Source organism: Arthrobacter sp. ES3-54 (genome assembly GCF_029504395.1).
Lineage (GTDB): Bacteria > Actinomycetota > Actinomycetes > Actinomycetales > Micrococcaceae > Arthrobacter.
Map to the genome: position 1 here is coordinate 210173 of NZ_JAQFIF010000001.1, position 15756 is coordinate 225928.

Below are 15756 nucleotides of genomic sequence, written 5' to 3' on the forward strand. Positions count from 1 at the left end.
GGACGGCACAGCGACCATAACCACACGGGCGGGCCACCGGGCATGAGGGTGCCGGACGGCGCCCGTGTGCTGGTGGCCCGCAGCCCGGACCGGGCGGGGGAGCTCGTCACGGCCCTCCGCCGTGTCGGTGCCGAGCCCGTGCTCCTGCCGCTGATCGACTTCGAACAGGCGAGTGACCAGCACTCGCTCGACGTCGCGTTCGACGCCCTCGGCGCCGGGGCCTACACGTGGCTCGTGATCAGCAGCGTGACCACCGTCCAGGCTCTCGAGGCGAAAGCGGCCGAACGCGGCGCCTCCCTCAGCAGCTGGCTGCCCGGCAGCATCCTCGTGGCCACGATCGGCCCGGCGACCCGCGGTTTCCTGGAATCCCGGGGCATCAGCGTCGACCTTGCGCCCACGGGGCAGCAATCCGGAACGGGCCTGCTCGACATCTGGCCCGCGAACCAAGGCAGCGTGCTCCTGCCCCAGGCGGACATTGCCGACCCGCGGCTCCGGAAAGGCCTCGAGGCCCGTGGCGCCTCCGTCCAGGCCGTCACCGCCTACAACACGGTCGACTATCCGGCCGACCCGCGCCGGGCCCTGCCCGCCTTCCCGCCCGGCTCCGCGCCGACCTCACCGCAGTCCTTGCCGCAAGGGACCGGTCCCGCAGGGCAGGACGCACCGCCGCCCACCGTGCTCACCGTGGCCGAGGCGAAGGCGGAAATCGGTGCCGGCCGGCTGCACGCCGTCGTCGCCGCCTCGCCGAGCGCCGCCCGCCGCATCCACGCGGACCTCGCCCCGCTGGGCAACTGCCGTTTCGTCGCCATCGGACGTTCCACGGCGGCCGAGGCGGACTCCCTCGGACTGGGCGTCGCCGCCGTCGCCCAGGAGCCGACGGCGTCCGGCCTGGTTGCCGCCGTCGTCCGGTCCCTGGACCATGATTCCCCACCTCATCCGTCAGTCGCAGAGCCCTCAGCAAAGGACACCATATGAGCTTCCCGACCCACCGCCCACGCCGGCTCCGCACCACCCCGGCCATGCGAAGGCTGACCGCTGAAAACCGGCTCTCGGCCTCGGAACTCATCCTGCCGGCCTTCATCCGCGAAGGCCTGACCGAGCCCAACCCGATCGCCTCCATGCCAGGCGTGCAGCAGCACACCACCGATTCGCTCAGGCGTGCTGCGGCCGAGGCAGTGCAACTGGGCGTCGGCGGCATCATGCTGTTCGGCGTCCCCGCGGTCCGGGACGCGCGCGGGACGGCCTCCCTGGACCCCGACGGTGTGCTGAACAAGGCCATCCGGGACGTCCGGGCCGAGGTTGGCGACGAGCTCGTGATCATGAGCGACGTGTGCCTGGACGAATTCACCGACCACGGCCACTGCGGCGTCCTCGACGCCAACGGCTACGTCGACAACGACGCGACCCTGGAGATCTACGGCCAGATGGCGGTCGCGCAGGCCGAGGCCGGCGCCCACGTCCTGGGCCCCTCCGGCATGATGGACGGCCAGGTCGCCGTGATCCGGCAGGCCCTCGAGGACGCCGGGCACGCCAACACCGCCATCGTGGCCTACGCCGCGAAGTATGCCTCCGCGTTCTACGGCCCGTTCCGCGAGGCCGTCGACTCGCAGCTGACCGGGGACCGCCGCACCTACCAGATGGACGCCGCCAACCGCCGGGAGGCGATCCTCGAGGTGGACCTGGACCTGGCCGAAGGCGCCGACATGGTCATGGTGAAGCCCGCCATGAGCTACCTGGACATCCTCGCCGACGTCGCAGCCATGAGCCCCGTCCCCGTGGCCGCCTACCAGATTTCCGGCGAGTACTCGATGATCGAGGCCGCCGCCGCGAACGGCTGGATCGACCGCCGGGCGGCCATCACCGAGTCCGTCCTGGGCATCAAGCGCGCCGGCGCCAACATGGTGCTGACCTACTGGGCGAGCGAGCTTGCCGGCTGGCTGAAGGAGTCCTGATGGACGCGACCCCCGAGCCCCGGAACTCCACGCCCAGTTCCACGCCCACGGCGCCGGTGGGGTCCGACCGCATCCTCCTCGGCCTGAACACCTTCGGCGACGTCGGTGTCTTCCCGGACGGCCACCCCGTCCCGCACGCCCAAGTGCTGCGGCAGCTCCTGGAACAGGCCGAACTCGCGGACGGCGTCGGGCTGCACGCCTTCGCGGTGGGGGAGCACCACCGCCGCGACTTCGCGGTCTCCGCCCCGGAGGTCTTCCTGGCCGCGGCGGCCGCCCGCACCAAGAACATCCGGCTCGGCTCCGCCGTGACAGTGCTCAGCTCCGATGACCCGATCCGGGTCTTCCAGCGCTTCGCCACCGTGGACGCCATCTCCGGCGGCCGGGCAGAGGTCATGCTGGGCCGCGGGTCCTTCATCGAATCCTTTCCGCTGTTCGGCCTCGACCTGGCCGACTACGAGGTCCTCTTCGAGGAAAAGCTCGAGCTCTTCGACAAGGTCCGGGCCCAAAAACCGGTCCACTGGGAAGGCCGCACCCGGCCGGCCATCAACGGCCTGAGCGTCTATCCGCCGCTGGAACACCACCTGCTGCCGACCTGGATCGGCGTCGGCGGCACCCCCGAGTCCGTGCTGCGCTGCGCCGAGTACGGCTACCCGATCATCTTCGCGATCATCGGCGGCCAGCCGCGGTCCTTCGCGCCCCTGGCCAACCTCTACCGGGAGGCCATGGCCAAGTGCGGGCACCCGATGCAGCAGATGGCCACGCATTCACCCGGCCACGTCGCCGCCACGGATGAGGAAGCCCGCGAGGAGTTCTTCCCGCACTGGCTCGAGCAGCGGAACAGGATCGGGGCCGAACGCGGCTGGGGTCCAGCCAGCCGGGGCGAATTCGACGCGATGTGCACCCCCGAGGGAGCCCTCTATGTCGGCTCGCCCGAAACGGTGGCCGCGAAGGTCGTCCTGCTCAAGAAGAACCTGGGCGTTGACCGCTTTGATCTCAAGTACAGTAACGGCACCCTGCCGCACCCGGCCATGATGCGCTCCATCGAACTGTTCGGCACCGAAGTGGCGCCCCGCGTGGCCTCGCTGCTGGCCGCGCACTGTCCCGGCCGCGAACTGAAAGAATAGGAACCATGACTTCCAGCATGCCTCGCAACGAGGAACTCTTTGACCGCGCCCGCCAGCTGATGCCGGGCGGCGTGAACTCACCCGTGCGCGCCTTCGGCTCCGTGGGCGGGACGCCGCGGTTCATGGTGTCCGCAAAGGGTGCCTACCTGACCGACGCAGACGGTGCCGACTACGTCGACCTCGTCTGCTCCTGGGGCCCGGCGCTGCTGGGACACGCCCACCCGGACGTCCTCGCCGCCGTGCACGCCGCCGTCGACCGCGGGCTGTCCTTCGGCGCCTCCACCCCGGACGAAGCCAACCTCGCCGCCATCGTCAAGGAGCGCGTCCCGGCCGCCGAGCGCGTCCGGATGGTCTCCACCGGCACCGAGGCGACCATGACGGCCGTCCGGCTGGCCCGCGGCTTCACGGGGCGGAACCTCATCATCAAGTTCGCCGGCTGCTACCACGGCCACCTCGACGGACTCCTCGCCGCCGCGGGCTCCGGCCTGGCGACCCTCGCGCTGCCCGGCTCGGCCGGCGTCACGGCCGCGACTGCTGCCGAGACCCTCGTGCTGCCCTACAACGACCTCGACGCCGTCGAAGCCGCCTTCGCCAAGCACGGCGACCGCATTGCCGCCGTCATCACCGAAGCCGCTCCCGCCAACATGGGCGTGGTGACCCCCGGCGACGGCTTCAACGCGGGCCTGTCCCGGATCACCCGCGAGCACGGCGCCCTGCTGATCCTCGACGAGGTCCTGACCGGCTTCCGCACCGGCTACTCCGGCTACTGGGGCCTGACCGGCGGGGCGGCCGACGCCGCCGAGCCGTGGGCCCCGGACCTGCTGACGTTCGGGAAGGTGATTGGCGGCGGCATGCCGACGGCGGCCCTCGGCGGACGCGCGGAGGTCATGGACTACCTGGCGCCCGTGGGTCCCGTCTACCAGGCCGGAACACTGTCCGGTAACCCGGTGGCCATGGCCGCCGGGGTCGCGACCCTCACGCACGCCACGCCGGAGGTCTACTCGTTCGTGGACGCTCGTTCGCTCGAACTCTCCGCGGCGCTGTCCTCCGCGCTCGACGCGGCCGGCGTGGACCACTCCATCCAGCGCGCGGGCAACCTGTTCTCCGTGGCCTTCGGCACGGGCGCCCGCGGCGTGCACAACTACGACGACGCCCAGGGCCAGGAAGTGTTCCGCTACGCCCCGTTCTTCCACTCCATGCTGGACTCGGGGGTCTACCTGCCGCCGTCGGTCTTCGAAGCATGGTTCCTCTCCGCCGCGCACGACGACACTGCGATGAACCGGATCTTCGACGCCCTGCCGGCGGCGGCGAAGGCGGCGGCCGGCGCCAAGCCGTAGCCTGCCCCCGGCGTTGGGGCCCGGCGTCGGGCTTTATTGGCCGGCATCATTAAACGACTGATGGCACCCGCCGTTGCGGGTGCCATCAGTCGTTAATGTTGCCGCAGGCGGCCTAGAGAACGTCCGCGAGGAACCCCTGCAGCCGTCCTGTCTCCGGGCTCGTGAAGATCTGTTCCGGCGGACCGGATTCGACCACCACGCCGGCGTCCATGAACGTGACGGTGTCTGAGACATTGCGGGAGAAGCCCATCTCGTGGGTCACCACCACCATGGTCATGCCGCCCTTGGCGAGGTCGGCCATCAGTGCCAGGACACCCTTGACGAGCTCCGGGTCGAGGGCGGAGGTGGCCTCGTCGAAGAACATCACCTCCGGCTTCATGGCCAGGGCGCGCGCAATGGCGACGCGCTGCTGCTGGCCACCGGAGAGGTTGGCGGGACGCGCGTCGGCCTTGTGCTTGAGCCCCACCAGGTCGAGCTGTTCAAGCGCTTCGGCCTGGGCCTGTTCGGCCGGCAGCTTGCGCAGCTTCCGCAGCGCGAGCGAGACGTTGTCCACCACGGTCTTGTGCGGGAACAAGTTGAACTGCTGGAACACCATGCCGATCCGCTGGCGCAGCTCGTCCGGGTTGTCCTTCAGGACCGAGCGGCCATCGAGCAGGATGTCGCCCTGGTCCGGTTCGATCAGGCGGTTCATGACCCGCAGCAGCGTGGACTTGCCCGATCCGGAGGGGCCGATCACCGAGGCGGTGGTGCCCTTCTCGACGTGCAGGTCGATGCCGCGGAGGACATGGTTCGAGCCGAAGGACAGGTGCAGGTTCTTGCCGGTCAGCGAACCGGAGGCAAACTCGCTCATGGCTGTGCTCCCTTCCCGATCAGTGCCGCGGCGTCGTCCGGCTGACGTTTCTCAGGACGGCCGGTGCGCAGGCGGTTGTCGATGTAGTTGACCAAGTGGGTGAGCGGAACGGTCAGGATGAGGTACATGAACGCCGCGGCGACCAGCGGAGAAAGGTTCCCCGTGTTGGCGGCGGCGTCGTTACCGATCCGGAAGATCTCACGCTGGCTGGCGATCAGGCCCAGCAGGTAGATCAGGGACGAGTCCTTGATCAGCGCGATGAACTGGTTGACCAAGGCCGGGAGCACCCGTCGGATGCCCTGCGGAATTACCACGAGGCGCATGGACGAGCCATAGCTGAAGCCCAGGGCACGGGAGGCCTCCAGCTGGCCCTTTTCCACGCTCTGGATGCCTGAGCGGAAGATCTCGCCGATATAGGCCGCCGCCATGAGGGTCAGGGCGAAGATGGCGAGCGGGAACGGGTTCGTGGATCCGGTCGTGACCCGGACCACGGGTCCGAGCCCGAGGCCGATCAGGAGGATGATCACAATCGCCGGGACGCCGCGGAACACATCCGTGTAGATCCGGGAGAGCCAACGCAGCGCAGTGATGCGGGACGTGCCCATGACGGCCAGGAACATGCCCAGGATGCACCCGAGCACGCCCGAGGAACCCGCCAGGATCAGGGTGTTGGGCAGGCCGAACATAATCATGTTCGGTAGGACGGCTGCCATCGCCTCCCAGTCAAAGAAGGTCTTTACGAGTTGATCGAGTGCATCCATGGACTAGGACTTCGGAACGGTGACGGCCTTGGAGCCCGGGGACCACGTGGCCGGGGTCTCGCGGTCCGGGTACCATTCCTTGGTCAGCTTGGACCAGGTGCCGTCGGCAATCACGGCGTCGAGGCCGGAGTTCAGCGCGTCGATGAGCGGCTGGTTTTCCTTGTTCACGGCGTACGCGGTGAAGTTCTGGGTGTTCACAACCGACTCGGCGATGACCGTGCCGTCGCCTTCCTTGACCTGGCCGGTGGCCTGCTGGGACGGAGCGACCCAGGCGTCAACCTGTCCGTTCTTCAAGTTGGCGTAAGCGGTGTTGTAGTCCTCGAAGCGGACGGGCTCGATCTGGAGCGTGTTGGTGACGTAGTCATCCTGCACCGTGCCCTGGACCACGGCGATGCGGGCGTCCTTGGTCAGGTCCTTGAATCCCTTGATGTTGGAGTCTTTCTTGGCGACCACGGCCATGTAGCCGAAGTCGTAACCGTTGGTGAAGCCAACGGTCTTGCGTCGGGCGTCGGTGGTGGAAATCGAGGAGGACCCGAGGTCGAACTGCTTGTTCTGGACCTGCGCGAGCAGCGAGGCGAAGCCGGTCGACTTGAACTCCACCTTGAGGCCCAGCTTGTCCGCAATGGCGCGCAGGAGCTCGTTGTCGTAGCCGGTGAATTTGCCGGACTTGTCGATGTAGATGTTCGGCGGGGCGTCCGAAAGGGTGCCCACAGTCAGTGTTCCCTCACTCAGCAGGCCGAGCTTGGACTTGTCAATCTTGTCCAGGGGAGTGACGTCCTTGGTCGTGTATTTGTCCAAGGATTTCTGGTCGCTGCCCTGGAGGGCATCGGTCGATGACGCCGTTGTCTGCGCCGACCCGCCGCCGCACGCTGCAAGGGAGACCGCCACGGCGATGGCCACGGGAACGGTTGTCAGCCACTTCAAGGCTTTGCTTTTCATCACGCAATCACTTTCGTCTGAAATTCAGTGGGTCGCGGGAGGCTCATCGGGGCCCCCGGCCGCTGGCTTGGGCGCCGGGTGGAGCAGACACACCGCGAAAGATAATTGTGTCATCCCACGGGGACGCCCATTCAATTCGAACGAATCAGGGCTGGCGCACGGGATCTGCGAAGTATCTTCAGGTTCCGGGCTGATCGGCGGTGATCCGGGAAGCGCCGACAGGGAGTGGCGGAATCATCGGCGTCGGGGCAAGCGCCAGTTGGAAGCCCCGGGCAGTGTGAGCTCCGTCGCAATCACTGGAATTACGTGCCGCGGGGGTCTAGGTAAGCCTTTGCACCGGCGAACGTTTCGTTTTAAGAAGTGCTCCCGCACAGGTTTCCGGACGTCCCGGAGTCCAGACGTTTAGGCGTTTAGAAAGCCCGGCGTTCAGAAATCTTAGAAGTCGCCGCGGCTGGCGTCCTCAGGAGGCAGAACCGGCCAGTCACCTTCGATCACGGCGGCCGGCTTCGTCTTGCGCAGGTAGCTCTGGAAATCCGCGGCCTGCGCCGAGGCCCATTCGACCTGGAGCTGGTGCAGGTTGCTAGCCGGCATCCTGAGCTTCGGAAATTTACCGGCCATGGCATCGAGCATGCGCAGGGTGGCCAGGGCGTCGGCGGCCGAGGTGTGGGCGTTGTCCAGGTTGACGCCGTATTCCTCACACAGGGCGGTCAACGTCCGCTTGCCCTTGCGGTAGCGGTCAACCTGCTTATTCATGATGTAGGGGTCCAGGACGGGGAAGCGGCTCAACTGCGGGACGCCGTAGCGGGCCGATTCGGCCGCGAGCACGGTGAAGTCGTAACTTGCGTTAAAGGCGATAACGGGCACGCCGTCGTCGAACAGCTCCTGCAGCACGGCGGCGAGTTCGCGCGTCACCTCCATGGCGGGGCGGCCTTCGCGGCGGGCCTGCTCGGTGGTGACGCCATGGATATCGCTGGCCTCGGTGGGAATCTCCACGCCGGGATCGGCGAGCCACTCGTGTTCCTTGATGACTCCGCCGGCGGAGTCCACCACCGTGACCGACGCCGTGACGATCCGCGCCGAGCGGGAGTTGCGGCCCGTCGTTTCGAGGTCGAAGGCTGCGCGGGGAAGGCTGTTCCAAGTGCTCATGCGTCAACGCTACCTTCTGCCTCCGACAGTTTTTGACCGCCGTGCCCGCGCGCCGTCCGGGCACGGCGCCGGCGTCCGGAACGGATAGGGTGGACCGATGCGGACGGAGTATGTGGAGGCAGTGCTGGAGCTCGTGGCGTTGATCCCGGCCGGCACGGCGGTGGCCTATGGCGACGTTGCAGAACTGCTCGGCTCCGGCGGCCCGCGCCAGGTCGGTTCGGTCATGAGCCACCATGGCAGCAGCGTGCCCTGGTGGCGGGTCCTGAAGTCCAGCGGGGAGGCCCCGCCCGGCCTCGAGCACGAGGCCTTGTTGCTGTATCTCCAGGAGGGGACGCCGCTGCTGGGCCGTTATGACGACTTCCTCCGGACCGGCGAGGGCCGCTGGCGCGTTGACCTGGCGTCCGGCCGATGGGCGCCCACCGACGCCGACTTCGACCGGATCGATGCCATCGCTGAGCGGCTCGAGCGGGAGTCGCATAAATTGTCGGTACCCGATGATGAAATGACTGTGTGAGTACCCCCAGCCACGGCCAGAATTTTGAACAGGCAGAGTTTCAGCAGGCACAGTCAGAGCAGGCACAGTCCAAAGTGACAAAGTTTCCTTCTGCAGGGCTGCGCCTGTTGCCGCCCCGGACCCACCACAGCGCGGTCCCGGTGCTGTCGCCGGACCAGCTCGGCGCCGTCGAGGTCCCGCCCGGTTCCGGCCCCGTCCTGGTGCACGGGGCGCCCGGCACCGGAAAGTCGACGGTCCTCGTCGAGGCCGCCGTCCGCCGCACCCTGCGGGACGGCCTTGATCCGGAGCGGATGCTCATCCTGGCGCCCGGAAGGCTCGCCGCGGATACGCTGCGCGACCGTTTCACGGCCCGCTTGAACCGGAGCCTGAGCACGACGCCGGCGCGGACCTGGGCGTCCTATGCCTTCGACCTGATCCGGCGCGCCAAGGCCGAAGGCCTTCTCCCGCTTCCGCGCCAGCCGAAGCTGCTTTCCGGTCCGGAACAGGACCTGATCATCAAGGAACTGCTGGAGGGCCATGCGTTGCCCGGCCTCGAACTGCCGTGGCCGGATGACCTGGACGCCGCCCTGCAGACCCGCGGCTTCCGGCAGGAAGTGCGCCAGCTCTTTGACCGGATCATCGAATCCGGGCGGACGGCCGAGGACCTCGTGGCGTTGGCCCGGCAGTGCAACCGGCCCGACTGGATTCCGGCGGCCGCACTGTACTCGGAGTACCGCGACGTCCTGGATTTGCGCATGCCCGAGGCCTTCGACCCCGCCGGCATCATCACTGCCGCACGCCAGATCTTCCAGGACTCACCGGATTTCCTCGCCGCCGAGCGCGACCGCCTGCAACTGATTCTCGTGGACGACATCCAGGAGGCGAACCCCGCAGTCTTCGAACTGCTGGCAGACATCGCCGCCGGCAAGGACGCCATCATCACTGCCTCCCCGGACACCGTGGTTCAGGGCTTCCGCGGGGCACGCCCCGACCTCGTGGCGGAACTTCCCCGCCTCCTGGCCACTGACGGGGCGATCCTGGAACGGCCGCTGTGGACCGCGCATCGGCACGCCCCGGCCGTGGCAGAGGCATGGCTGTCTGTGGCCGGGCGCATCTCCCGCAGGTCCGGCGGACAGTCCGCACGAAGGCTCGAACAGCCAGAACCGGTCCCGACGCCGGACGGTACGCCGGTCCCAACGCTAGGATTTGCTGTCCCAACGCCGGGATCTGCTGTCCCGACGCCGGACGGGCCGCCCCACGCCGACAGCCGCGCGGGGACGGTCGAGGCCCACCTGCTGCCGTCTCCGGTCCACGAACTGCGGTACGTGGCGCAGCGGATCCTCGAAGCCCAGCTGAACGACGCCCGGGAACTCGGGGACATTGCCGTGATCGTGCGCAACGGCGGCCAGCTCAGCCAGCTGCAGCGGTACCTGGCCGGCCAGGGGATTCCGGTCCGGATTCCCGTCGCCGAATCCGCTGTCCGGGATGAGGTTGCGGTCCGTCCACTACTGGATGCCTATGCGGTGGCACTGGACCCCGCGGCGCTCACGCCCGAATCGGCCGTGTCCTTGCTGACGTCGCGGATAGGCGGCGCCACCTCGATTGAATTGCGGAGGCTGCGGCAGTCGCTGCGCCGGGAGGAACTCCTGGGCGGCGGCGGACGCACCAGCGACGCCCTCCTGGTCGAAGCTCTGCTGGAGCCCGGGGCGCTGGCAACGCTGGGCATCGAGGGGCACTCGGCCCGCCGGATCGCCCGGATGATCCGGGCGGGGCGGGACGCCGCCGAGGCCCCCGGAGGTAACGCCGAGACGGTGCTCTGGGCGCTCTGGCATTCCACCGGCCTGGCCTCCCGCTGGACCGAGGCCGCCCTCGCCGGAGGATCGGCCGGGGACCGGGCCGACCGTGACCTCGATGCCATGATGGCGCTGTTCCATACCGCGGAACGCTTTGTCGACCAGCTGCCGGGCTCCGGCCCGGAGCAATTCCTTGAATACCTGCTGAGCCAGGAACTGCCCATGGATACCCTGGCCGCCAGGGCGCAGTTGGAAGACGCGGTGGAGCTCATGACCCCTGCCAGCGCCGCCGGCCGGGAGTGGCCGGTGGTGATTGTGCCGGGACTGCAGGAAGGCGTGTGGCCCAACACCCGGCTGCGCGGCGAGCTGCTCGGCAGCACTTTGTTCGCCGACGCCGTCGAACACGGTGTGGAGTATGCCCTGCGGCTGGATCCGCAGAGCCGGCTGCGCGAAATCCGGTATGACGAGCTCCGAAGCTTTTCCACCGCAGTGTCCCGCGCCCGGGAGGTGCTGATCTGTACTGCCGTGTCCTCGGAGGATGAGCAGCCGTCCTCGTTCCTGGACTATGTGGCGCCGCTGCGGCCGGGGCAGGACCGTCGGGGCTTTACCCCGGTCGAGCGTCCGCTTACCCTCAGGGCGCTGGTCGCGGAACTGCGCCAGTATGCCCAACTCGACCCCAAGGCTGTCGAATCAGCCGAAGCCGCGGCCGTGCTGGGAGTCCTTGCCACGGCTCAGCCGCCGGTTCCCGGCGCCCACCCCGCAAGCTGGTGGGGACTGGCCGAGTTGTCCTCTGGGGAGCCGGTTGTTCCCCCGGGCGGTACCGTGTTCGTGTCGCCCTCGAAGGTCGAAACCGTGCAGAAATCGCCGCTGGACTGGTTCGTCCAAGCTGCCGGCGGAGAAGCCGCGACGGATTTCGCCCGCAGCCTGGGAACGCTGGTCCACGCCATCGCGCAAGACCTGCCGGACGCCTCGGGCAGCGAATACGTTGCTGAACTCGTCCGGCGCTGGCCCACACTGGGGATGAAGGACAACTGGGAAGGCAAACTGGACTTCCAGCGTGCCGAGTCCATGGTCCGCAAGCTCGCCCAGTATGTCCTCGTGATGCGCAGCGAGGGCCGGAGCCTGATCGGGGTCGAACAGGACTTTGAGGTGAAGCTGCCAGACGTTCCGGCGGAGACCACCGGCGGACCCGGATCCGAACCCGGCGACGGTGGGAGCATCGGGCCGGCGCGGCCCGCCGTGCTCCGCGGCCAGGTGGATAGGCTCGAGATCGACGCCGAGGGCCGGCTGGTGATCATCGACCTCAAGACCGGCAAACGCCAGCCCGGCAAGGCGGACCTGGACCGCCACCCGCAGCTCGGCGCCTATCAGGCCGCCGTGCTGGCCGGCGGCTTTGCGGGCCCCGACGACGGGCCACCCCCGCTGCCCGGCGGGGCCGTCCTGGCCCAGCTGGGCACCACAACCAAGAGCCCCGGAATCCAAGCCCAGGCCCCACTGGACCCGCAGGACAACTGGGCGCTGGAGATGGTCGGCGACGCCGCCCGCGTCATGTCCGGCAGTGTATTCCAGGCCCGTCACGATCCTTCCAAGGGGGGCCACGGCGGCCACGGCTGCCGGCTCCCCGAAGTGTGCCCGCTGTGCCTGCGGGGAAAGCAGGTTACTGAATGACCCCCGAGGCGCCGGCGACCGGCCTGGCCGATCCGGATCCGGCACCGATTCCCCTTCCCGAGCCGAGGTTCAGCCCGGAGGAGCTGTCCGGACTGCTGGGGGAGAAGAACAGCCCCACTGCCGAACAGTCCCTGATTATTTCCTCGCCCCTCACGCCGCGGCTCGTGATCGCCGGGGCAGGCTCGGGGAAGACGGCCACCATGGCCGACCGGGTGGTCTGGCTCGTTGCCAACGGCTGGGTCCGGCCGGAGGAAGTCCTCGGCGTCACGTTCACGCGCAAGGCCGCCGGTGAACTCGCCTCGCGGATCAGGGCCAAGCTGGCCGCGCTGGCGCGCATCGCGGCGGCCGACACCGGGAACACTCTCTTCCCGGCCGGGCTGCTGAGCACGGATGCGCTGGAACCCAAGGTTTCCACCTACCACTCGTACGCGAGCGGCATCGTGTCCGACTACGGCCTCCGCCTCGGCGTCGAACGCGACGTCGTGCTGCTCGGCGGCGCCCAGTCGTTCCAGCTCGCCAGCGAGGTGGTGGAAGCCTTTGACGGGGACTACGAACACTTCCGGTCCGCCAAGTCGACTCTGGTCAAAGCCGTGATCCAACTGGCAGGAGAGTGCGCGGAACACCTGCAGGACCCGGCCCAGGTCCGTGGCTGGCTGCTGGAACGGATCGCCGCGTTCGAGTCGCTGCCGTATGTCGCAGAGGCCACGAAGAACCCCACCCGGGCGGCGGGCGAGCTCAGCGCGATGCTGCGCACCCGGGCCAGCGTCGCGGACATGGTGGGCCGCTATTCCGCGGCGAAGCGCGTCCGCGGCGCCCTGGACTTCGGCGACCTCGTGGCCTTGGCGGCGCGGGTGGCCAGCGAGATTCCGGTCGCCGCCCAAACGGAGCGTCAACGCTACAAGGTAGTGCTGCTCGACGAGTTCCAGGACACGTCGCACGCCCAGCTGGTGCTGTTCTCCCGGCTCTTCGGCGACGGCCATGCGGTCACCGCGGTGGGGGACCCGAACCAGTCCATCTACGGATTCCGCGGAGCGTCGGCCGGGCAACTCTTCCACTTCGTCCGCGAATTCCCGATCCTCATCAATGGCGAAGGCGCCGCCCACCGCACCGGCGCAGACCAGGGAACCGGCACAGACCAGGGAACCGGCGGGGACCAGGGAAGCGGTCCGGCCGGCCCGGCCCGGCGCTTCGCCGTGGCGCCGACGTCGTATTTGACCACCGCGTGGCGCAACGGGCGCAACATCCTGGCCACGGCCAACCTCATTTCGGCACCGCTGAGCAAGGCGGCGGCGAACCTCGGGGCCGCCGGGGCCCGGGAAACTGCCGATGCCGTCGAGGTGCCGCCCTTGCAGTCCAGCCCGGCCGCCGTCGAGGGCAGGGTCGTGATGGGACGCTTCGCCACGGACGAAGCCGAAGCCGCCGCGATCGCCGGAGACGTGCTGAAATTCCGGGTAACGGACTTCGACGCCCCGCAGTCCGCCGACCCGGTTCCGCCGGCCATGGCTGTCCTCTGCCGGCGACGGGCACAGATGGAATGCATTCGCCGCGAATTCGAAGTCCGGGGCATTCCCTATGAAATCGTCGGGCTCGGCGGGCTGTTGGACACACCCGAGATCATCGATCTTGTCGCCACACTCCGGGTCCTGGCCGACCCCGGCCGCTCGGACTCCCTCATGCGTCTGCTGGCCGGTGCGCGGTGGCGGATCGGCCCGGCAGATCTGATGGCCCTGCGGGACTGGTCCAGTTTCCTGGCCCGCCGTCGGGGCCGCCCCGGCGGCCTGGACGTCGACGACGCCGGGCGTGGCGCCGAGGATACTGACGATGACGCAGTGGTTGAAGGCGACATCACGGATTCGGCCAGCCTGGTCGAGGCCCTGGACTGGCTGCCCCGCGACGGCTGGACCTCGGCGCACGGCCGCAGGCTGAGCCCGGAGGCCCGCGGCCGGCTGCAGCGACTCTCTGATGAGCTCCGGCAGTTGCGCAGCTACATGGGGGACGATCTCACCACGTTGCTCGGCGAGGTTGAACGGGCGATGCTCCTGGACATCGAAGTTGCGGCACGGCCCGGGATCAGCATCCATCAGGCCCGCCGCAACCTGGATGCCTTCCAGGACGCAGCGGCCGGGTTCCTGCACACCTCCCAGCGGGTCGATGTCCTGGCGTTCCTCGCCTGGCTGGAAGCTGCGGCGGCCGAGGAAAACGGCCTCGATGCCGCGGCGCCGGAGGTGAACCACGAGGCCGTCCAGCTCCTGACCGTGCATGCCTCCAAGGGGTTGGAATGGGATGTCGTGTTTGTTCCCGGGCTCAATGCCGGGGCGTTCCCCAGCAGCAGGGACTCGCGGTGGAGCAGCGGCAGTGCGGCATTGCCTTGGCCGTTGCGCGGCGATCGCGCCGACCTGCCCCAATGGGACCTTGAGCAGCCGGACCAGAAGGGCTGGCTTGACGCCGAGAAGGAGTTCAAGTCTGCGGTCCAAGCGCACGGCGAAGCCGAGGAACGGCGCCTGGCCTACGTGGCGTACACCCGTGCGAAACACGTGCTCTGGATTTCAAGTGCCGCGTGGGTGGGATCCCGGGCCGGTTTGGCTGAGATGTCCCCCTTTCTTTCCGGGCTGGAGGGCCTCACCGCGGAAGGCGCCGCCGAAATCCACCCGCTCTCCGTCAGCGAGGACGCGCTGCCGGCCGAAAGTCCCTTGACCTCTGAACTCGAAGTCGCCGCCTGGCCCTACGATCCTCTGGAAGGGCCGCATGATCCACGGACGGGGAAACGACTGCGCCTTGTCCCAGGCCGGCGCGCGGCCATGGAATCCGCCGCGGCCCGTGTTCTGCAGGCAATGGAGGCCGGCCCGGACGGCCACGTGGACAGTGATGTGGACACCGTCGCGGCCCCGTCGCACCCCGGCGTCGACGGCGGACGGCGGCCCTTCCTGCGCGGTCCTGCGGCCGGATGGGCAACGGAGGCGGCCACTTTGCTGGAACGCCGTTCCCGTCGTTCGGTGGTCCAGGACGTGCATCTGCCGGGCCATATCTCGGCTTCAACTCTCGTGGACTTGGAAGATGACGCAGGCTCCGTCGTGGCCCGCCTGCGCAGGCCAGTCCCGCGCGAACCGGGGATGTCAGCCCGCAAGGGCACGGCTTTCCACGCCTGGGTGGAGGAATACTTCGGCGCCGCCGGGATGCTGGACCTGGGCGAGGCTGCCGGCGCTGACGACCACATCGACGAGGCCTACGGCCTGGATTCCATGGTGGAAACTTTCCGCCAGTCCGAGTGGGCGCACCGCGCCCCCGCCCATGTCGAGGTCCCGGTTGAGACACGGATTGGCGATGTGGTGGTCCGGGGCAGGATCGACGCCGTGTTCCGCGACGCGGACGGCGGCTGGGACCTTGTGGACTGGAAGACCGGCCGCCGCCCCTCGGCGGCCCAGCTGAAGGTGAAGGCAGTCCAGCTGGCCGTCTACCGCCTGGCCTGGGCCCGGCTCAAAGGGGTCCCGTTGGAGGACGTCCGGGCCGCGTTCTACTACGTGGCAGACAACCAGGTGGTCCGTCCGCACGATCTCGGTTCAGCGGAAAAGCTTGAGGGAATCGTGGCAGCGGCGCTGGGAAGGACATCGGCGGCGCGGGGCGCCTAAGTCGGATCTCTGCCGGCCAGGGCGCGTAAGCCGGGCTGAGCCGGGCGGCAGGCGCCCGCCTGAACTGGCT

General features: G+C 68.7%; 11 protein-coding genes. 7 read left to right on the forward strand and 4 right to left on the reverse strand.

From position 1 onward, the window contains the following. Positions 1–42 precede the first annotated feature (42 nt). From M2428_RS01120 to hemL, 4 genes are read left to right on the forward strand one after another with little or no spacing between them, the layout of a single operon-like run. The gene (locus M2428_RS01120; RefSeq protein WP_277522713.1) at positions 43–972 is read left to right on the forward strand and encodes a uroporphyrinogen-III synthase; all 930 of its coding nucleotides are present in this window, start codon (positions 43–45) and stop codon (positions 970–972) included. Further along, positions 969–1949 carry a porphobilinogen synthase gene (hemB, locus tag M2428_RS01125; RefSeq protein ID WP_277522714.1) on the forward strand — a complete coding sequence of 327 codons (981 nt, stop codon included), beginning with the start codon at positions 969–971 and terminating at the stop codon, positions 1947–1949. The genes M2428_RS01120 and hemB overlap by 4 nt, the downstream gene beginning before the upstream one ends. Beyond that, complete coding sequence (locus tag M2428_RS01130) at positions 1949–3073, forward strand: LLM class flavin-dependent oxidoreductase (protein WP_277522716.1); 1125 nt, start codon at positions 1949–1951, stop codon at positions 3071–3073. Before hemB ends, M2428_RS01130 begins: the two co-directional genes overlap by 1 nt. Before the next feature lie 5 nt (positions 3074–3078). Continuing rightward, positions 3079–4410, forward strand: coding sequence for a glutamate-1-semialdehyde 2,1-aminomutase (gene hemL / locus M2428_RS01135; protein WP_277522717.1), 1332 nt, complete (start codon positions 3079–3081; stop codon positions 4408–4410). Positions 4411–4522: 112 nt separating this feature from the next. Here the strand turns inward: hemL and M2428_RS01140 are convergent, their stop codons facing one another. The 4 genes from M2428_RS01140 to M2428_RS01155 form a co-directional block, all read right to left on the reverse strand. Continuing rightward, positions 4523–5260, reverse strand: coding sequence for an amino acid ABC transporter ATP-binding protein (locus tag M2428_RS01140; protein ID WP_277522719.1), 738 nt, complete (start codon positions 5258–5260; stop codon positions 4523–4525). Beyond that, complete coding sequence (locus M2428_RS01145; protein ID WP_277522721.1) at positions 5257–6021, reverse strand: amino acid ABC transporter permease; 765 nt, start codon at positions 6019–6021, stop codon at positions 5257–5259. Before M2428_RS01145 ends, M2428_RS01140 begins: the two co-directional genes overlap by 4 nt. Before the next feature lie 3 nt (positions 6022–6024). After that, positions 6025–6960 (reverse strand): ABC transporter substrate-binding protein, encoded by a 936-nt coding sequence (locus M2428_RS01150; RefSeq protein WP_277523568.1) that lies wholly within the window; start codon positions 6958–6960, stop codon positions 6025–6027. Positions 6961–7395: 435 nt separating this feature from the next. Then, on the reverse strand, positions 7396–8106 hold the full coding sequence (locus tag M2428_RS01155; RefSeq protein ID WP_277522722.1) for a 3'-5' exonuclease: 711 nt from the start codon (positions 8104–8106) through the stop codon (positions 7396–7398). Positions 8107–8203: 97 nt separating this feature from the next. On the opposite strand from M2428_RS01155, the gene M2428_RS01160 reads away from it, so the two are divergent. From M2428_RS01160 to M2428_RS01170, 3 genes are all read left to right on the forward strand, one after another. After that, the gene (locus M2428_RS01160) at positions 8204–8620 is read left to right on the forward strand and encodes an MGMT family protein (RefSeq protein WP_277522725.1); all 417 of its coding nucleotides are present in this window, start codon (positions 8204–8206) and stop codon (positions 8618–8620) included. 74 nt (positions 8621–8694) lie between these two features. Further along, positions 8695–12060 (forward strand): ATP-dependent DNA helicase, encoded by a 3366-nt coding sequence (locus M2428_RS01165; RefSeq protein WP_277522727.1) that lies wholly within the window; start codon positions 8695–8697, stop codon positions 12058–12060. Continuing rightward, on the forward strand, positions 12057–15686 hold the full coding sequence (locus M2428_RS01170) for an ATP-dependent DNA helicase (protein WP_277522729.1): 3630 nt from the start codon (positions 12057–12059) through the stop codon (positions 15684–15686). The genes M2428_RS01165 and M2428_RS01170 overlap by 4 nt, the downstream gene beginning before the upstream one ends. Positions 15687–15756 lie beyond the last annotated feature (70 nt).